General features: G+C 65.7%; 12 protein-coding genes and 4 pseudogenes. 12 read left to right on the top strand and 4 right to left on the bottom strand.

The annotated features are described in order from the left end of the window. Positions 1-48: 48 nt before the first annotated feature. The gene (locus ACNANG_RS25595) at positions 49-720 is read left to right on the top strand and encodes a sulfite oxidase-like oxidoreductase (RefSeq protein WP_420225420.1); all 672 of its coding nucleotides are present in this window, start codon (positions 49-51) and stop codon (positions 718-720) included. 40 nt (positions 721-760) lie between these two features. On the opposite strand, the pseudogene ACNANG_RS25590 reads toward ACNANG_RS25595, so the two are convergent. Then, positions 761-2,201: pseudogene (locus tag ACNANG_RS25590) on the bottom strand (MFS transporter). A gap of 125 nt (positions 2,202-2,326) precedes the next feature. Here ACNANG_RS25590 and ACNANG_RS25585 point away from each other — a divergent pair. The 3 genes and pseudogenes from ACNANG_RS25585 to ACNANG_RS25575 all read left to right on the top strand — a co-directional run bounded on the left by ACNANG_RS25585 (position 2,327) and on the right by ACNANG_RS25575 (position 7,651). Beyond that, positions 2,327-3,591, top strand: a pseudogene (locus tag ACNANG_RS25585) (metallophosphoesterase family protein). Beyond that, complete coding sequence (locus tag ACNANG_RS25580) at positions 3,591-7,064, top strand: AAA family ATPase (RefSeq protein WP_420225419.1); 3,474 nt, start codon at positions 3,591-3,593, stop codon at positions 7,062-7,064. The pseudogene ACNANG_RS25585 and the gene ACNANG_RS25580 overlap by 1 nt, the downstream one beginning before the upstream one ends. A gap of 41 nt (positions 7,065-7,105) precedes the next feature. Beyond that, positions 7,106-7,651 carry a GNAT family N-acetyltransferase gene (locus tag ACNANG_RS25575; protein WP_420225418.1) on the top strand — a complete coding sequence of 182 codons (546 nt, stop codon included), beginning with the start codon at positions 7,106-7,108 and terminating at the stop codon, positions 7,649-7,651. 2 nt (positions 7,652-7,653) lie between these two features. On the opposite strand, the gene ACNANG_RS25570 is transcribed toward ACNANG_RS25575, so the two are convergent. Beyond that, on the bottom strand, positions 7,654-8,259 hold the full coding sequence (locus ACNANG_RS25570) for a hypothetical protein (protein ID WP_420225417.1): 606 nt from the start codon (positions 8,257-8,259) through the stop codon (positions 7,654-7,656). A gap of 277 nt (positions 8,260-8,536) precedes the next feature. Here ACNANG_RS25570 and ACNANG_RS25565 point away from each other — a divergent pair, with 277 nt between their 5' ends. From ACNANG_RS25565 to ACNANG_RS25550, 4 genes and pseudogenes are all read left to right on the top strand, one after another. Further along, positions 8,537-9,112: a DNA-3-methyladenine glycosylase gene (locus ACNANG_RS25565; RefSeq protein ID WP_420225416.1), complete on the top strand. Its 576-nt coding sequence runs from the start codon at positions 8,537-8,539 to the stop codon at positions 9,110-9,112. 208 nt (positions 9,113-9,320) lie between these two features. Further along, positions 9,321-10,204: pseudogene (locus ACNANG_RS25560) on the top strand (methionine ABC transporter ATP-binding protein). Continuing rightward, complete coding sequence (locus ACNANG_RS25555) at positions 10,197-10,859, top strand: methionine ABC transporter permease (protein WP_420225415.1); 663 nt, start codon at positions 10,197-10,199, stop codon at positions 10,857-10,859. The pseudogene ACNANG_RS25560 and the gene ACNANG_RS25555 overlap by 8 nt, the downstream one beginning before the upstream one ends. Positions 10,860-10,943: 84 nt before the next feature. Continuing rightward, positions 10,944-11,759: a MetQ/NlpA family ABC transporter substrate-binding protein gene (locus tag ACNANG_RS25550; RefSeq protein ID WP_420225414.1), complete on the top strand. Its 816-nt coding sequence runs from the start codon at positions 10,944-10,946 to the stop codon at positions 11,757-11,759. Between the two features lie 43 nt (positions 11,760-11,802). Here the strand turns inward: ACNANG_RS25550 and ACNANG_RS25545 are convergent, their stop codons facing one another. Beyond that, positions 11,803-12,363, bottom strand: a complete 561-nt coding sequence (locus ACNANG_RS25545) for a GGDEF domain-containing protein (protein WP_420225413.1) — start codon at positions 12,361-12,363, stop codon at positions 11,803-11,805. Beyond that, entirely contained in the window at positions 12,318-12,905 is a 588-nt protein-coding gene (locus tag ACNANG_RS25540; RefSeq protein ID WP_420225412.1) for a hypothetical protein, read from the bottom strand. The genes ACNANG_RS25545 and ACNANG_RS25540 overlap by 46 nt, the downstream gene beginning before the upstream one ends. 161 nt (positions 12,906-13,066) lie before the next feature. On the opposite strand from ACNANG_RS25540, the gene ACNANG_RS25535 reads away from it, so the two are divergent. From ACNANG_RS25535 to ACNANG_RS25520, 4 genes and pseudogenes are all read left to right on the top strand, one after another. After that, positions 13,067-13,897: a DUF72 domain-containing protein gene (locus ACNANG_RS25535; RefSeq protein ID WP_420225411.1), complete on the top strand. Its 831-nt coding sequence runs from the start codon at positions 13,067-13,069 to the stop codon at positions 13,895-13,897. A gap of 265 nt (positions 13,898-14,162) precedes the next feature. Continuing rightward, entirely contained in the window at positions 14,163-16,271 is a 2,109-nt protein-coding gene (gene tkt, locus ACNANG_RS25530; RefSeq protein ID WP_420225410.1) for a transketolase, read from the top strand. Beyond that, positions 16,268-16,960, top strand: a pseudogene (gene tal / locus ACNANG_RS25525) (transaldolase); the annotation flags it as partial. The gene tkt and the pseudogene tal, both read left to right, overlap by 4 nt. Before the next feature lie 28 nt (positions 16,961-16,988). Next, a complete protein-coding gene (locus tag ACNANG_RS25520) occupies positions 16,989-19,079 on the top strand; it encodes a bifunctional transaldolase/phosoglucose isomerase (protein WP_420225409.1) in 2,091 nt (696 codons plus the stop codon).

Below are 19,079 nucleotides of genomic sequence, written 5' to 3'. Positions count from 1 at the left end.
TATCCTTCTGGCTGGACCACCTGCCTTTTCGCCTACGGAGATCCCCTTATGTCCGATGACAGCGCCTTTGCCCCCGCCACGCCGCCGCCGTCCAAACTCACGCAGACCAAGACCCGGTGGGCGCAGGACCATCGCCTGCCGGCGCGCCGCGCCGACCGGCCAGAATCCGCGCGGCTGCCGCCGGGGCAGCACCGCACCGAAGACTGGCCCGTGCTGGACCTGGGGGAACAACCGGTCGTGTCCACCGCCGATTGGCGGCTGGAGCTGTTTGGCGCAGTCGACCATCCGGTGATCTGGGATTGGGCGGCCTTCGCCGGCCAGACCCAGATCGAAGACGTGTCCGACATTCACTGCGTGACGAGCTGGTCGCGGTATGACAATCGCTGGTCGGGCGTGTCCACACAGGATCTATTGGCGGCGGTGGCCCCGCACGAGGCCGTGCGCCACGTGCTTCTGCATTCGCATGACGGCTACACGACCAATCTGACCATCGAGGATTTCGCGGCGGAAGGGGTGTTGCTGGCGCATTCGTGGCAGGGCAAGCCGCTGTCATCGGAGCATGGCGGCCCGGTGCGACTGATCGTGCCGCACCTGTATTTCTGGAAAAGCGCGAAGTGGATCCGCCGGATCGAATTCCGCGAGAACGATGCGCCCGGGTTCTGGGAACAGCGCGGCTATCACAACCGCGGCAACCCTTGGACGGAAGAGCGCTACAGCTGAGCGGCAACGAGGCAGGAGCCCGCGCACGCCGCGGGCATCCTCACCGCGCCACGGCTTGCGCGTCGTCCTCGGCCCCCAGTGGCGACGCGACGTCTTCCAGCGACCGCCGCTCGGCGTCCACGCCCCACTTCAGCGCGATCAGTCCCGCGATGATGACCAGCACGGCGGCTGCCGCGTAGCCGGTGGTGACGGCAGGGCGGCTGCCCGATTCGATCAGCGCGCCGAACAGCACCGGGGCGACGAAGCCCCCGCACCCGTGCCTACGGCATAGAACACCGAAATCGCCAGCGCCCGAATCTCGAGCGGAAAGACTTCACTGACCGTCAGGTAGGCGGAACTGGCCGCCGCCGACGCCAGGAAAAACACAACGGACCAGCACACTGCCTGCGTCAACGCCGTCAGCCAGCCTTCCAGGAACCACCACCCGGTCAGCGCCAGGGCCAGCCCCGACATTCCATAGGTGAAAGCGATCATCTTGCGGCGGCCGATCTTGTCGAACAGCGGCCCCAGTATCAACGGTCCCAGCACGTTGCCGAGCGCGAATGGAAACAGGTACCAGGCCACCTTGTCATCCGCCACGCCGTAAAACCGCGTCAGCACCAGCGCATAGGTGAAAAAATGGCGTTGTAGAAAAATGCCTGCGAGATCATCAACCCAAGCGCAACCACGGTGCGCTGCCGGTAGCGCTGGAAGAGCAGCCTTGCCACGTGGCCGAGGGTGGGTGAGGCCTGCCGGGCAAACGTCAGGGTGGTGGTGACCCGGGGCAGGGGCCCATGCTGGCGTTCGACCTTGGCTTCGATATCCTGGATGATGCGGTTGGCCTCGTCGGCCCGGCCATGCGAGAGCAGCCAACGCGGGCTTTCGGGGACGTCACGACGCACCAGCAGGATGGCGAAGGCCAGCAGGCCGCCCAGGATGAAACCGGCGCGCCAACCCACGACCGGACCCAGTACGGCCGGGTCCAGCAACACCAGGCTCAAACCGGCGCCCAGGGCCGCGCCCACCCAGAAGCTGCCATTGATCGCCAGGTTCACGCGCCCGCGCACCCGCGCCGGAATCAGTTCGTCGATGGCGGAGTTGATCGCGGCGTATTCGCCACCGATGCCAAGCCCGGTCACGAACCGGCATAGCGTAAAAAACAGGAATTCCTGCGAAAAACCGGTCGCGAGCGATCCGGCCATGTAAATCGCCAGCGTGATCAGGAACAGGCGTTTGCGCCCCAGCCGGTCGGCCAGCCGCCCGAATACCAGGGCGCCGATCACGGCGCCCGCAATGTAGATCGACCCCGACGCGCCGATCTGCGCCGCGCTCAACCCCAGGGTGTCGGGCCGTTCCAGGATGCCGCCCAGGGAACCCACCAGCGTCACCTCCAGGCCATCCAGCACCCATGCGATCCCCAGCGCGATCACCACCCGCCAGTGCCAGTTGGACCACGGCAACCGGTCGAGCCGGGCAGGGATGTCGGTGGTGATCACGGCCATGCGGAACTCCTTGCGCAAGTTTCTGGCAGACTTCACCTTATCCGATGGCGTGCATACAAGGTGTGTGCAAAGCCCGCCACCGCGCCTTTAAGTACCGCCAGATGTAACACCGGGAATATCGCTGCATGAAGTTCATACACACGGCCGACATCCACCTTGACAGTCCCCTGGTGGGCCTGTCCGCCTACCAGGACGCCCCGGCCGACCTGCTCCGCACCGCGACCCGCGATGCGTTCACCCGCCTGATCGATGACGCGTTGACCGAAGCCGTGGATTTCATGGTGATCTCGGGCGACCTGTACGACGGCAACTGGAAGGACTTCAACACGGGGTTGTTCTTTGTGCGTGAAATGGGCCGCCTGCGCCGCGCCGGCATTCCGGTGTATCTGCTGTTGGGCAATCACGACGCCGAAAGCGAAATGACACGAAAGCTGCAGTTGCCTGACAACGTGCACGTGTTCGAGACACGCAAGGCCCACACGCTGTATCTGGAAGCGCACAAGGTCGCGTTGCACGGGCGCAGCTTCAAGGACGCGGCGACCACGGACAATCTGGCCGCGACCTATCCGGCGTATGCCGAGGGGTATCTGAACATCGGCATGCTGCACACCGCGCTGGAAGGCAATGCCGCGCACGCCAGCTACGCGCCCACGTCGATTGCCGAACTCGAGGCCAAGGGGTATGAATACTGGGCGTTGGGCCACGTGCATGAGCACGTCATCCACCGTGGCAAGTCCACGATCGTGTTTCCGGGCAACCTGCAGGGCCGCCACATTCGCGAGACCGGTCCGCGTGGCGCGGTGCTGGTGACGGCTGAAGGCAACGAGATTCAATCGGTGGACCGCATGCTGGTCGACGTGCTGCGGTGGCACGCGCTGGATGTGGACGTGACCGAGGCCGACACGTTCGCCGACGCCATCGCGGCCGTGGGGCGCGCGCTGGATCGCGTCGTGGCCCACGGTGCGGATGGCCGCCCGCTGGCGCTGCGTGTGACTTTGCAGGGGGCGTCCCCGCGCATGGCGCGCTGTTCGGCCTGGAAGCGCAATTGCGCGCGGAAGTGCTGGCGCTGGCCACGGCCCTGGGGTCGGACCGGGTATGGATCGAAAAGCTCAAGGTGCGCACCACGCCGGCCCAGCAGCCCGGCCTGCTGGCGGAACGGTCGGATGCCTTGTCCGACTTGCAGGCCTTGCTGGCCGAAGCGCCGCGGAGCGCCCAGTTCCTGGACAGCCTGCTGCCCGACCTTCAAACGATGGTCAACAAACTGCCCCTGGACGTGCTCAAAAGCATGCCGGAGCTGGAGCGCATCCGCAGCGGCGACCTGTCGGTCCTGCTCGACGACGTCACACCGGGTCTGCTGGCGCACCTGGCGTCGGCAGGGGAGACACGCTGATGCGGATCGACCGGCTGGAACTGATCCGGTATGGCAAATTCACCGACCGCGAGGTGGCCCTGCCGCGCGCTGAACTCGACTTTCATGTCGTCGTAGGCGCGAACGAAGCGGGCAAGTCCACGCTGCGCGCCGCACTATCCGACCTGCTGTATGGCTTTCCCAAAAGTCCGCCGCACGCCTTTCTGCATCCGATGAGCGAACTGCGCCTGGGCGCCGTGCTGCACCAGGGCGACGACACCCTGCATTTTCATCGGACCAAGGGGCTGAAGCAGACCGTGCGCGGCCCGGACGACCAGCCCTTGCCGGACGGTGCGCTGACGCCCTACCTGGGCGCATCCGACCGCGCCTTCTTCGAACAGATGTTTGGCCTGAATCATCAGCGGCTGATCGACGGCGGGCACCATATCCTGACCGCGGGCAGCGACATCGGCCAGCTGCTGTTCGAGTCGGCTGCCGGTGTGGCCAGCCTGGGAACGGTGCGCGATGCGCTGCAGGCCGAGGCCGACAAGCTGTGGTCGCCGCGCAAGGCCAAGGACCGCGCCTATTACGCGGCCCTGGACGACTATGAAGCCGCGGTGGCCGAACTCAAGAAGTTGACCGTGCGCACGAAGGATTGGGCCGATGCCGAAGCGCAGGTCTTGCGCCTGGAAGCCGAATTGCAGGCGGCCCGGGCGTCGCATGCCTTGCTGACCGCGCGCCGTAGCACGCTGGAACGGATACGCCGCGTGGCGCCCTACGTGGCCGACTTGCGCAAGCGGCGTGAAGACATCGCTGCCTTGGGTGATGTGCCCGACCTGCCCGAGGACGCGGCGCGGCAGCTCGCGGCAGCCGAGCGCGACACGGCGTTGGCCGAATCTCAACGCAAGAACCAGCTGCAGATCGTGGCCGAGTGCGACGAGGCGCTGCGGGGCCTGTCGCCCGACGCGCAACTGATTGCGCTGCACGACGACATTCTTGCCCTGAACGAATGGCGTCTGCAGTACCGCGCCCATGCCGGCGACATCTTGCGCCGTCAGGCCGAGGTCGATGCGCACTGGGCCACCGCAGCCAAGGCGGCCAGACAGCTGGGATGGGATGCGGCAACCGAAGCCGAGCTGCTGCGGCGCGTGCCGGCATTGCCGCTGCGCCGGTCCCTGGACGGCCTGATGCGCGAACGGGGCGCCCGCGTGCAGGCGGTGCAGGCAGCCACGCAGGCCCTGGACACCCGGCAACGTGAACGGGACCGCGTGCGCGCGCAGCTGGACGCCTTGCCGCAAGCCGAGGTACCTGTCGCCCTGCGCGCCGCCGTGCAAGCCGCCCAGCAGTTGGGGGACACCGACGCCACGCAGCGCAAGTACCGGCTGGAGCGGGAACGGCTGCAAGCCCGTGCCGATGCCGCGGTTGCCGCGCTGGGCGCGTGGCGGGCGCCGGTCGAGACCTTGCGGGCCATGTCCTTGCCCCGGCCGGATGCCGTCGACGCCTTGCGCCAGCAGCAGGCGGCCGATGCGGCCGAACTGCGTGGGCTCGAGGCTCGCCTGGCGCGGCTGGATGACGAGCTGCGCAGGCAGTCTGGCGACGCACAGCGCTATCGCGATACCTGGCAGCCGGTCAGCCGGGACGATGTGCTGGCTGCCCGTCGCCAACGCGACGCTGCCTGGAGCCGGATCGCATCCGGCGAGTCCGTGCTGCCGCTGTCCGCCCCGGATTATGAAGCGTTGGTCCATGACGCCGACGACGTGGCCGACCGTCGCGAAAACACCGTCCACCACGCAAGCGAGCTGAAGCGTCTGCAAGACGATGTGGCAAGACTGGCCCTTGAGCGCGACCAGGTCATGGCGCAGCAGGAACGCCTGCGCGCGGCGGACACGGCGCGGCGGGCGGACTGGTCGGCCACCATTGCCGCCCACGGGCTGCCGGGCATGGCGCCCGAAGCCGTTGCGGAGTGGACGGCCGCGCGCGTGGCGGCCATCGACTCGGCCGACGCACTGGATGACGCCCGCCGGGTTGAGGCCTCGTGCGACGACGCGGTGGCGGCGGCAACCCAGAATCTGCACGCTGCCTTGCAGAATGCCGGCGTCCAGGACGCGGCGTCGCTTCGTCCGGCCACGGCATCGCTGCCGCGCTTGCTGTTGGAAGCCACGGCACGGATCCAGCAGGTGAATGATGCGCAAGGCCAGCGGCGCGCGTTGGAAGCCCAGTGGTCCGAGGCCACGGTGGCCGTGGACGACCTGGCCCGTGCCGTGGAGGCAGCCCGGGCCGCGTTGACCGCCTGGGAGGCGGCCTGGAAGCAAGCCGCATCCGGCGTGGGCATTGCCGCCGATGCCGACCTGGCGCATGCGCAGGCGTCGCTGGAACTGGTCGCGCAGATCGACGCAGCCCTGAGCGAGATGAGCAAGCTGCGCATCGGCCGCATCGACACCATGCGCGCCGATCTGGCCCGCTTCGATGCCGAAGCGCAACGGCTGGGCGCCCTGGCGGGTTTGCCGGCCGCGGATCGCAGCGCGGCTGACATTGCCCTCGTCCTGCAGCAGCAGGCCACGGCCGCCGTGAAGCAGCAGGCCGACGTGGAGCGCCTGACCGCGGCCCGTATGGCGGCCGTCAAAGGCGTGGCCGACGCGGTCGCCCGGCAGGAAAGCCTGGCGGCGACGCTTCGGCCCTGGATGACCCTGGCGGGCGCCACCACGCATGACGAACTGGCCACGGCGATAGCCCGGTCCGACCGCCAAAGGCAGTTGCGGGACGCGGTCGCCGCCGCCGAGCACAGGTTGGCCGACAGTGGCGACGGCCTGGCGCTTGAGGCTTTGTTCGCGGAGGTGGACGCGTCCGATCCGGCCGACGTCTCGACGCAGCTGGCGCAATTGACGTCTGACGGCGAGGCATTGATGGACAGCCAGAACGCGCTGTCGGCGCAATTGTCCACGGCCCGGGCGGTGCTGAACGCCATGGCCGGGTCGAACGACGCCGCGCGTGCCGAGGGGCGCAAGCAGGAATCACTGGCCCGGATGACCGGCGCCGTCGAACGCTATCTGAAGGTCGCCACGGCCGCGCGGCTGCTGAAATGGTCGGTGGACCGCTATCGTGAAACGCGGCAGGGTCCGATGCTCAAACGCGCCAGCGACATTTTTGCCGGACTGACCCTGGGATCGTTCGAACTGCTGACCGTGGACTTCGACAGCGAACCGTTGGCGCTGATGGGCAAGCGCCCGGGCGGGGCCGTGGTGCCCGTCGAAGGCATGAGCGAAGGCACGCGAGACCAGCTCTATCTGGCGCTTCGGCTGGCCGCGCTGCACCAGCACCTGCGGCACGCGCTGGCCTTGCCCTTCGTGGCGGATGACCTGTTCATCAACTACGACGACGCGCGGTCACGCGCGGGACTGCAAGCGCTGGGCGATCTGTCGCGCCATACCCAGGTGGTGTTCCTGACGCACCATGACCATCTGGTGCCGGTGATCCAGGACGTGTTGGGCAAGACGGTGAACGTCGTGGCGCTTTAGGGTAGGCTGAGGCCTGTATTCGCACCGGGATCGCATCACCGATGTTGCCACTAGACTCTGCCCACCTTTGCATCCGCCCGTTCCGCCAGGCCGATGCCGACGCGTTTGCCGAAGCGGTATTTGAATCCCTTGCGTCGCTCATGGCGTGGATGCCGTGGTGCCATGCCGATTACACGACCGACGAAGCGCGAGAATGGTTCGCGCTTTGCGCGGACAATCTGCAATCGGAAACCAGCTATGAATTCGGCATCTTCACGCCGGATGGCAAGACCCTGTTGGGTGGCATCTCGATCAACCAGATCAACCGGGAACACAATTACGGCAACATTGGCTACTGGATCCGGGCCAGCCGGCAGCGCCAGGGACTGGCGAGCGAAGCGGTAGGGGTGATCGCCACCTACGGCTTTCACGAACTGGGGCTGACGCGGCTCGAAATCCTCGCTCAGGTCGATAACACGGCAAGCCGCCGAGTCGCCGAAAAAGCCGGCGCCACGTTGGAATGTGTGTCGCGCAACCGGTTGTGGTTCGACGGGCGGCCGCGCGACGCCGCCATGTATGCGCTGATTCCGCCGCCCGACGACCTATAACCTTACATCGGCGGCAGCGCGCCGTCCTTCTCGACCATGATGCGGCTGGCAGTCGGCTTGCCGTCCATCATCGTCGCGTTCACGACCACTTTCTTGCCGGCCATGACATCGGCCCGCGTGCCCGGCACCCACGTCATCACCTTGGCGTCAGCGGGAACGGTAATGGTTTGCGAGCCGCCCTTGTAGGACAGCTTCACGTCATTGCCATTCTTGCTGTCGACCACGGCGTCCACATTGGCGTTGGTCATCGTGCTGTCAGCGCCGCGGTTCCATTCGCGATGCCCTTCGCCGGTGCCGCGTGCCGACTCTGGAAAGACGACGACCTGCATCGCGGTCTGCTTTCCGTCGGCATCTTTCCTGGCTCCGATTCCCACGAACGACCCGGTCTTGATATCGGCGCGGGTAAGCGGCTTCATGGCCAGCACTGGGGTATTGGCGGGCGCCATGATCTCGACGGTCTCGCCGGTCGTGTGCTTGACGGTCAGGGTAGTGGGCGTGGCGGCGACGATTTCGCCTGGTACGCGGGTCATGGCGGGCGTCTGGGCCAGGGCGGCCCCGGAAGCGGTCAGGCAGGCAACGAACAGGGCGGCATGGCGAAAGGTCAGCATGGGGATTTCCTTGAATCGAGCTTGGGGAAGGGGCAGGGCGGGCGCCGCTGCCGTTGAGCTGAACCGTTGTAGCCCGAAGAGGCAGGGGCAATGTTAAACATTCTGTTTAACTCTGCGGCCGGATTGCGAACGGCGCCGCCCGGGAAGGCAAAATGGCCGTTGTGCCCGCTTCGCCGTGCCGCCACTTCCGTATCATTCTGACGCTTTGCCCCTTGCCATGTCCCGACCTGCTGCTCCCGCTGTTTCCGCTTCCCCACAGGCCCGTACGTCCGACCCTGTGATCGACCTGTCCTCTGACGCGCCCGTTGTCGCGCGCGCGTTGATCGGCTGGACCGTGCTGGTGGATGGCATCGGCGGCCGGATCGTCGAGACCGAAGCCTACGACAGGGACGATCCGGCTTCCCACACCTTTGGCGGACCAAGCGGCCGCAATGCCGCCATGTTCGGGCCGCCGGGCCACGCGTATATCTATCGTTCCTACGGCTTGCACTGGTGCTTCAACATCGTGTGCCGTGAAGACGGCCACGGTGCGGGCGTCTTGATCCGGGCCCTGGAACCCACCGAGGGCATTGCCGTCATGCGGGAACGTCGCGGCATGACGAATGACCGGCTGCTATGCGCCGGACCCGGGCGGCTGACGCAGGCGCTGGCCATTACGCAGGATCACTACGGGATCTCCGTCTTTGCGCCGCCATTTGCGCTGGTCGCGCCGTCGGGACCGGTGGATGTCGTGACCGGCCCGCGCATCGGCATTTCCAAGGCCATCGATCTGCCATGGCGCTTTGGCGAGCGCGGATCGCCGTATGTCAGCAAGCCCTTCAAGGCCGCCACGCTGATCGAACCGGCTGCCTGAACTTGCCCGGGCGCGGGCCCGGCGCTTATATTGCAGGGGAAATATAGAAACCACTTCTTATTATTTCCCGGATTTAGCATTTTTATTGATACTGGCAGCATGTCTTTATTCCATTTGGATCGTTCCACCTTTCCAGGGCCGCAGCAGTTGACTGCGGCCCTTTTCGTCGTGCCTCGGCTCCGTCAAGCCGTACCGGTGCCGCCGCACTATGAGTAACGACGTTGGAGCGGCTGCGCCCGGCGCGCCGCTCATCCGACTGCAGTCGGTCAGCAAGTCGTTTGTCCTTCCGGGCAAACAGGTCTTCCAGGCCGTCGATGACGTGTCCCTGTCGATTGCGCGCGGCGACGTGTTCGGCCTGGTAGGCAAAAGTGGCGCGGGCAAGTCGACGTTGATGCGCCTGATCAACCTGCTTGAGCGGCCCGACACCGGCTCGGTGTATGTGGGGGACCACGACCTGACCCGGCTGTCGAAAAGTGCCCTGCGCGACATGCGCCAGACCATTGGCATGATCTTTCAGCAATTCAACCTGCTGCAGAACGCCACGGTGTTCGACAATGTCGCCTTCCCGCTCAAGATCCATGGCGTGCGCGACAAGGCCGCCGTGGCCCAGCGTGTGCGCGAATGCCTGGATATCGTCGGCCTGTCCGAGAAGGCGGACAGTTATCCCGCGCAGCTGTCCGGCGGGCAGAAGCAGCGGGTGGCAATCGCCCGTGCGCTGGCCCCCGGCCGTCCGTGCTGCTGTGCGACGAGCCGACCTCGGCGCTGGACCCGGAGACGACCCGCGCCGTGCTGGCCACGCTGCGCGAGATCAACGCCAAACTGGGCGTGACGATCGTGATCGTGACCCACGAACTGTCGGTGGTGCGTGCGCTCTGTACACAGGTGGCCGTGGTGGAAGAGGGCAAGGTGGTCGAGCAATTTGCCTTGAGTGATCCCCCGGACACGCCACGGCGTACCCAGTTGGGCCGTGAACTGGGCGCCTTGCGCAAGGCCCGCGCCATCGATCCAGACAGTGCCTTCCAGCCTGGCCATGGCCGCCTTGACGCCAGCGACCTGGCCGTCGATACCGAACTGGAGTCGCCCCGTGTCTGAGAATATCGTCGCCATCCTGCCCGAGCTCTGGGTCGCCATCGGGCAGACTTTCCTTATGCTGGGCATCGGCCTGAGCGCCGCCATCCTGATCGGCGGGCCGCTGGGCATCCTGCTGTTCCTGCTCAGCCCCGGCCAGTCGCTGGCGAACCGCGTCGTGTTCGTCGCGCTCAACTGGATCATCAATACCGTTCGGTCCTTCCCGTTCATCATTCTGCTGGTGGCGCTGGTGCCGTTCACGCGCATCATTGCCGGAACGTCGATCGGGCCGGTCGCGGCCGCGGTGCCGTTGTCCATTGCGGCCATCGCCTACTTCGCGCGCCTCGTGGAACAATGCCTGCGCGACGTGCCGCGCGGCGTGATCGAGGCCGCCCATGCCATGGGCGCGTCCGAACTGCAGATCGTCTGGCGCGTGTTGATCGTCGAAGCCCGGTCGGGCCTGGTGCTGGCGCTGACGGTGCTGGCCGTCAGCTTCCTGTCGTACTCGGCCATCGCCGGGGTGGTGGGCGGCGGCGGGATCGGCGATATCGCCATCCGTTATGGCTACTATCGCTTTCAGTCCGACGTCATGATCCTGACCGTGGCGCTGCTGCTGGTGCTCGTGCAGATCATCCAGTTCGCCGGCAACGGCATCGCGCGCCGCCTGGACAAGCGCTGATCCACCGGGTGGCGGGACCGGCCGTGCCGGATCCGCGCTGCTCTCAAGCTTTATTTGATTCTTCTTACTATCGAGACCGTCTTTATGTTTACCGTCCGTCGCAAGCTGTTGTTGTCCGTCCTGGCCGCGTCGCTGGGCACCGTTGCCGTCGGCGCCCATGCGCAGACCGACAAGAAAGACCTGGTGGTGGGTGTGACCGCCGGGTCGAACAGTGACCAATGGAAGCTGGGCATCGTGCCTTTGCTGCAAAAGAAGGGCTACAAGGTCAAGCTGGTCGAGTTCAACGACTACGTGCAGCCGAACCAGGCACTGGCCCAGGGTTCGCTCGACGCCAACTTCTTCCAGCATCGCGTCTATCTGCAGAAGTTCGCCGCCGACCAGAAGCTGGACCTGGTGGAAATCGTCCAGGGTCCGATCGCGCCGCTGGGGGCGTACTCGAGCAAGCGCAAGTCGCTGAACGAAGTGAAGGACGGCGATCGCGTTTCCATCCCGAACGACCCGGCCAACCTGGCCCGTGCGCTTTTGCTGTTGCAGCAGAACAAGCTGGTCACCATGAAGGCTGGCGTGGATCCACTGCGCGCATCGGAAAAAGATATCGAGAGCAATCCGCGCAAGCTGAAGTTCGTGCCGCTTGAAGCCGCGCAACTGCCCCGTTCGTTGGGCGACGTCGACTACGCGATCATCACCGGCAACTTTGCCGTTTCGTCGGGCCTGAAGCTGACCGAAGCCGTGGTGCTGGAAAAGACGCCCGACTACTATCTGAACGTGGTTGCGGTAAAGCGCGCCGACAAGGACACGCAGTGGGCCAGGGACATCACTGAAGCCTACAAGTCGGCGGACTTCAAGGCGGTGGTGGACAAGAACTTCCCGGGTTACGCCAAGCCCTCGTTCCTGCAGTAAGCCGAGATCAGCCACGGCGCGCCAGCCGGGCGCCGTGGGCCGTTCACGCCGCCTGTGCGGCGCGCGCCACGCGGTTCTTGCCCTGATGCTTGGCTGCGTACAAGGCTTTGTCGGCCCGTATCAGCAGGTCGCTCAGGGACTCGCCCGGCGCGACATCGGCCAGGCCGATGCTGACCGACAGCGCGCCATGCGGCAGGCGCATGTTGCTGACCGATCGCCGCACCTCTTCCGCGAACGCATTCAGGTCAGCCGCCGAGCCCGCGCGCGCCAGCACCACGAACTCTTCCCCGCCCCATCGCGCGACCAGGTGATCCCTGCCAAGGTCGGCCAGCACGTTTGCGATGGCACACAAGGCCTGATCGCCCGCATCATGGCCGAACGTATCGTTCACCTGCTTGAAATCGTCCACGTCCAGCATCATGACGGCGGCGGCCAGGCCTGGCCGGGGCAGCCCGCGCACAAATTCCGGCGCGTGGAGCAGGAAGGACCTGCGATTCGGCAGCAGGGTGAGCGGGTCGGCAAATGCAAAATTGGCGAGTTGTTCCGCGCGCTGGAAGGTCAGGCGCGCTGCGCGGCCGAGGCTCTGTAGCTGATGATGCCGCACACCATGACGCTGGCGGTCACGACCAGGATGCCTGCTTCGGTGCCGGTCAGTGTGTCCGGCACGCGGTCGATGGGGGTCAGGATGCACAAGACGGCCGCCATGCTGAACGCACATTCCAGGCGCGACTGCATCAATGGCGCGATCACCACCAGCATCGTGCAGCACAGGGCCAGATTCCACAGGTCGTGCGCCAGTTCGCCCGCCAGATACGCGCGCAGCGCGAGGCTGTACGCGGTCACGTACAGGACCTTGAAGACCACGAATCCCCGGTAGGTCGGCTGCTGGGAACAGAAGTACACCAGGAAGGCAAGGCCGCACAGGATGGTCATGCGGGGCAACGCGGCATCGATGGACGGTGGTTGCGGAAACACCGTGGCGAACACGCCGAGCCCGACGATAGACAGGATCATCATCGCCACCGCATGCGGACGCAGGATTTCCGTCGAATAGGATTGGAACCGTTCCAGGTCGGAAAGCGCCGAGCGTTGATGTGGGGAAAGCGCAAGAATTCTGTACGGCATGCCGACACTCACGAAGGTCAAGGAAGGCCCGGTCGGCGCCTGGCGCTAGGTCATCCAGGGGCAAAAAGGTTGGCGCGGCGATGCGAACGCGCGCATCGAACAAGCCAAGACCGATTGTAGGTCCGGCGATTGGGCACGCGGCTTGCCGCCCTGTCAGTTCTTACAGGTACTTAGGGTCATTCATGCGCAAACGAGAAGGGTTTCAGGTGAGCGCTGACGGTCCAGGGGCGCAAGGCAGCGCGCCGGCTGTCGAGGCCACGGGCGGTGGCGCAGGCAGGGGAACGATGCGCATCGGCTGCGCCGGTTGGAGCCTGTCATCGCGAGTCGCGGATCGCTTTCCGGGCAGTGGAAGCCATCTGGAACGGTATGCCCGGGTCTTCAACGGCGTCGAGATCGATACGTCTTTCTACCGACCGCATCGCGCGGCCACGTACGCGCGATGGCGCGAATCGGTGCCCGACGACTTCCGCTTTGCGGTCAAGCTGCCGCGCACCATCACCCATGAACAGAGGCTGGCCGGCATCGACGGGCTGCTGACCGATTTTCTGGACGCCGTGCACGCGCTCGGTCCCAAACTGGGCTGCCTGCTGGTGCAACTGCCTCCGTCCCTGGCCTTTGACGACGCCGTGGCGATGGCATTTTTCGCCACGCTGCGCCAGGCGACGGGGGCGTCCCTGGCCTGCGAGCCGCGTCACCGCACCTGGTTTACCGAGGCCGCGTCGGTCGTCATGGCATCGCATGGGGTGAGCTTCGTACGTGCCGATCCCAATCCCGTTGGAATCCCGCCGCCAGCGGGTGGGACAGAAATGACCTATGTGCGGCTGCATGGGTCCCCCGTGCTCTACCGGTCGGCGTATCCTGACGAGGTGCTCGATGCGGAAGCCGAGGCGCTGCGCCAGTCGGTCCGGCACGGGCAGACGGCATGGGTGGTATTCGACAACACGGCGCAGGGCGAAGCCGTCCCCAACGCCCTGGACCTTCTGGCGCGTGTCCAGGGCGGCGGGGTTGCCTGACGACATGCTGAAACCTCACATGGGTAAAACTGGCGGCTCATCGGCAGAAGATGCCGACGCGGTAAGGCGTTGACGGTGCACCTGACGTACCGGGAACAAGATAGGCGCTCGCGCTTGGTGACAATCGCGGCCGAACTTCACCTGGACCGGCCAGTCCATCCAAGGCATCGGGCATCGTCCATCCTGGCGGTGCCCTGACTGGGCAAGATGGGCGCGGTTCTTGCTGCCGTGCAGCATCCGCCTTGCACAACCAGGAGCGAGAACTATGGGCACTTCCCCAGCATTGGCCTCGACGATCCCGTCGGGCGCGGCTCCGTCCGGAACCGACACGCTCGCGATCAACACGATCCGCACATTGGCCATGGACGCCGTCCAGCAGGCCAATTCGGGCCACCCCGGCACACCGATGGCGCTGGCCCCCGTGGGCTATACACTCTGGCGCGACTTTCTGCGCTTCCACCCCGAACAACCCGACTGGCCCAATCGCGACCGTTTCGTGCTGTCCGTCGGCCACGCGTCCATGCTGCTGTATGGATTGCTGCATCTGGCGGGCGTGGTCGAGATCGATGCCGACGGCCACCGCACGGGCCGCCCGGCGGTCAGCCTCGACGACATCAAGCAGTTCCGGCAGATGGATTCCCGCACGCCAGGGCACCCCGAGTACCGCATGACCACCGGCGTGGAAACGACGACAGGCCCGCTGGGTCAGGGCTGCGCCAACAGTGTCGGCATGGCCATGGCGGGCTGCTGGCTGGGTGACCGCTTCAATGGTGGCGACACGCCGCTGTTCGACTATGACGTGTATGTGCTGTGCGGCGACGGCGACATGATGGAAGGCGTCTCGGGTGAAGCGGCCTCGATGGCGGGGCACCTGAAGCTGGCCAACCTGTGCTGGCTGTATGACAACAACACGATCAGCATCGAAGGGCACACCGACCTGGCGTTCAGCGAGAACGTGGCGGAACGGTTCCGTGGCTACGGCTGGAACACGCTGCACGTGGCCGACGCCAACGACACGGCCGCGATTGCAGCCGCCTTGCAAACCTTCAAGGACACGACCGACAAGCCGACGCTGATCGTGGTCGACAGCGTGATCGGCTATGGATCGCCCAACAAGCACAACACCGCCGCGGCCCACGGCGAGCCTTTGGGCGCCGAGGAAATCAAGCTGACCAAGCGCGCGTACGGCTGGCCCGAAGACGCGACTTTCCTGGTGCCGGACGAAGCCCGCGATCATTTGCGTGACCTGATGATTGCGCGAGTCGCGCCGGACTATGACGCATGGGAAGCGGCGCTGGCCAAGGCCCAGGAAGCCGACCCTGCAAAGATCGATGAACTGCACCGCATGCGCCGTGGCAAGATGCCCGACGGCTGGGATGCGGCCGTGCCGTCGTTCGATGCCGACGCCAAGGGCATCGCGTCGCGCGATGCCGGCGGCAAGGTACTGAATGCGCTCGCGGCAAAGGTGCCGTGGTTGTTGGGCGGCGCGGCTGACCTGGCGCCGTCGACCAAGACCAAACTCAATTTTGACGGCGCTGGCAGTTTTTCGGCGCAGGACCCTGCCGGTCGCAATGTGCATTTCGGCATTCGCGAACATGCCATGGGGGCGATCGCGAACGGCATGGCGCTGTGCTATTTGCGGCCGTACACGGCCACCTTCATGGTGTTCAGCGATTACATGAAGCCGCCGCTGCGTCTCGCCGCGATCATGGAATTGCCGGTGGTGTTCGTCTTCACGCACGATTCGATCGGTGTGGGCGAAGATGGCCCGACGCACCAGCCGATCGAGCAACTGGCGCAACTGCGCGGCATACCGGGGATGACGACGCTGCGTCCCGCCGATGCCAACGAAACGGCCGAGGCCTGGAAGGTGGCGCTGTCCCAAAGCGACCGGCCGTCCTCCATCGTGCTTTCCCGGCAGCCTTTGCCGACCGTGGATCGCAGCAAGTACGCGCCCGCCAGCGGCCTGGCAAGGGGAGCCTATGTGCTGGCCGACGCCGAAGGCGGCGCGCCCGAGGTCATACTGGTGGGTACCGGCAGCGAAGTGTCCTTATGTCTGCAGGCTTACGAAGCGCTCAGGAAAGACGGCGTGCGCGCCCGCGTGGTGTCCATGCCCAGCTGGGAACTGTTCGAGCTGCAGGACGAGGCCTATCGCAACGACGTCCTGCCGCCTGATCAACTGGCGCGCGTGGCGGTGGAACAGGCCGGGCCGATGGGCTGGGATCGCTACGTCGGCATGAAGGGCGCCAAGCTGGTCATGAACAGCTTTGGCGCCTCGGCCCCAATCGGCCAGTTGCAGGCCAAGTACGGCTTCACGGTCGACAATCTGGTCAAGCTGGCGCGCGAGCAGATCGCGTTGAGGAGGTCGGAATGAGCAATCCATTGACCCAGCTGGGCGACGCCGGCCAGGCCGTCTGGCTGGACTTCGTCAGTCGGGACTTCCTGCAAGACGGCGGCCTGGAAAAACTTGTCCGTGAAGACGGCCTGACCGGCGTGACGTCCAACCCGTCGATTTTCGAAAAGGCGATGGGGCAGGGGACGGCCTACGACAACAGCCTGCAGGCCTTTCTGAAGCAATCCGATGCCGACGTCGTGGACGTGTACGAGCACCTGGCCATCGAAGACATCCGCGCCGCCGCCGATATCCTGCGTCCGGTGTATGACCGTCTGGACGGCCTGGACGGCTACGTCAGCCTGGAAGTGTCGCCGTATCTGGCGATGAACACCCAGGACACATTGGAAGAGGCCCGGCGGTTATGGGCGGCGGTGGACCGGCCCAACCTGATGGTCAAGGTGCCCGGCACCGAAGCCGGTGTGCCGGCGATCCGCGCGCTGATCGAAGAAGGCATCAACGTCAACGTGACCTTGCTGTTTTCGGTCGATGCCTATCTGGCCGTGGCCGAGGCCTACGTGGCGGGCCTGGAAGCGCGCGCGGCAGCGGGCAAGCCAGTCCGTGGCATTGCCAGCGTGGCAAGCTTTTTCGTCAGCCGGATCGACGCGCAGATCGACAAAAAGATCGACAAGCGTCTGGCAGACGGCGACCCCGCTTCCGCCGCGCTCAAGACGCTGAAAGGCAAGGTGGCGATCGCGAATGCAAAGGTTGCCTATCAGCATTACTCTGGAACTGATGCGAAGCGACCGCTGGCATGCCTTGGAGGCCAAGGGCGCAGCACCGCAGCGGCTGTTGTGGGCATCGACCGGCGTGAAGAACCCGGACTATCCCGACACCTTGTACGTCGACACTTTGGTCGGCCCGGACACCGTCAACACCATGCCGCCCAAGACAATGGACGCGTTTCGCGATCACGGCAAGGTGGCGCGGACCATAGACGCCGATATCGGCGCGGCGCGCCAGGTGCTGGCCGACGTGGACCGGCTGGGGCTCGACCTGCCCGGCATCACCGCAGCCCTGGTTGAAGATGGCGCACAGCAATTCTCGGACGCGGCCGATGCCTTGCTGGCGGGCGTGGCGGGCAAGCGCGCTGCGTTTCTTGGCAATGCGTTGAACGCGGCAACGCTGCAGTTGCCGGACGCCCTGCAGAAAGCGGTCGACGGCACCTTGGCGCGCGCGACGCGTGAAGGGTGGACGCGCCGCATGTGGCAAGGGGACGCGACGCTGTGGACGAATACCGACGAAGCCCAGTGGCAGGGCTGGCTCGCTGCTGCGCAGGGCAGGCAGGTCGACGCGGCCGCGGTGCGTGCCTTGGCGGAGGCGGTCAGGCGCGAGGGCTTTCATCACGCCGTGCTGTTGGGCATGGGTGGATCCAGCCTGGGGCCGGAAGTGCTGGCGCGCACGTTGGGCTGCCAGGTTGGGGCTGAACTGCACGTACTGGATTCGACCGACCCCGCGCAGATCCGCAGCGTCCAGTCGCTGATCGATATCGAAAAGACGCTATTCATCGTTTCCAGCAAGTCGGGATCGACGCTGGAGCCCGAGATCCTGGCTGCATACTTTTTCGAACAGGCCGGCCGCAACGGCCAGCAGTTCGTAGCGGTGACCGATCCCGGTTCTCGGCTGGAAGCGTCGGCCAAGGCAGATGGCTACCGCGCCATCTTCCATGGCGACGCGACCATCGGCGGGCGGTACTCGGTGCTGTCCGTGTTTGGCATCGTGCCTTTCGGGATTGCCGGCCATGATATCGAAGGGTTCTTTGCCGACACGCAGGCCATGGTCCGCGCCTGCGGACCCGGCGCGCCGCCGGCCTCCAATCCGGGCGTGCAATTGGGCGTGGTGATTGGGGAGTCGGTCAAGGCCGGCCGCGACAAGCTCACCATCATTGCATCACCCCGGATCGAGAGTATCGGTTCGTGGCTGGAACAGTTGCTGGCCGAATCGACCGGCAAGGAAGGCAAAGGCGTGATTCCCGTGGACGGCGAGCCGCTGGCCGGCCCCGATAGCTACGGCAATGACCGCATGTTTGCCTATCTGCGCCTGGCGGGCGATGACGCGCCGGACCTGGACGCCAAGGTCGATGCGCTGGCCGCGGCCGGGCACCCGGTCGTGCGAATCACGCTGGCTCGCCCAGAACTGATCGGGCAGGAATTCTTCCGCTGGGAGGTTGCTACCGCCATTGCCGGGGCCGTGATTGGCATCGATCCTTTCGACCAACCCGATGTCGAAGCGAGTAAGGTCAAAACGCGGGCGCTGACCGACGCGTTCGAGACCCGCGGATCGCTGGGCGAGGCCACGCCGCTGGCGACCGACGGCCATCTGGCCTTTTATGGCGACATGTCGTTGAAAGCCGATGGAACGGCGGCGGGTATTCTGGCGGCGCATCTGGGCCGGCTGTCCAAAGACGACTACGCGGCGGTCCTGGCCTATGTGGAACGCAACGCCGCGCACGAAGCCGCGCTGACGCGTATCCGCAAAGCCATTCGCGAAACCAGCGGCTGCGCCACGGTTGGCGGCTTCGGGCCGCGTTTCCTGCATTCGACCGGACAAGCGTACAAGGGCGGCCCCAATTCGGGCGTGTTTCTGCAGATCACTGCGGACCCGGCCATGGACCTGCCCATCCCTGGCCGTCGTATCACCTTTGGTGTGGTGATCGCGGCGCAGGCACAGGGTGATCTGCAGGTGCTGGTCGAGCGCGGCCGCCGCACCTTGCGCGTGCATATCGTCGGCGGCGACGTCGATGCCGGACTGGCCCAGCTTGCGGACGCCGTGTCCGCCGCGTTGGCCTGA

This window comes from Pigmentiphaga litoralis (assembly GCF_048632615.1).
Taxonomy (GTDB): domain Bacteria; phylum Pseudomonadota; class Gammaproteobacteria; order Burkholderiales; family Burkholderiaceae_B; genus Pigmentiphaga; species Pigmentiphaga litoralis_B.
The sequence above is the reverse complement of the archived record's forward strand: the minus strand, read 5'-3'. Positions and strand labels throughout refer to the sequence as shown.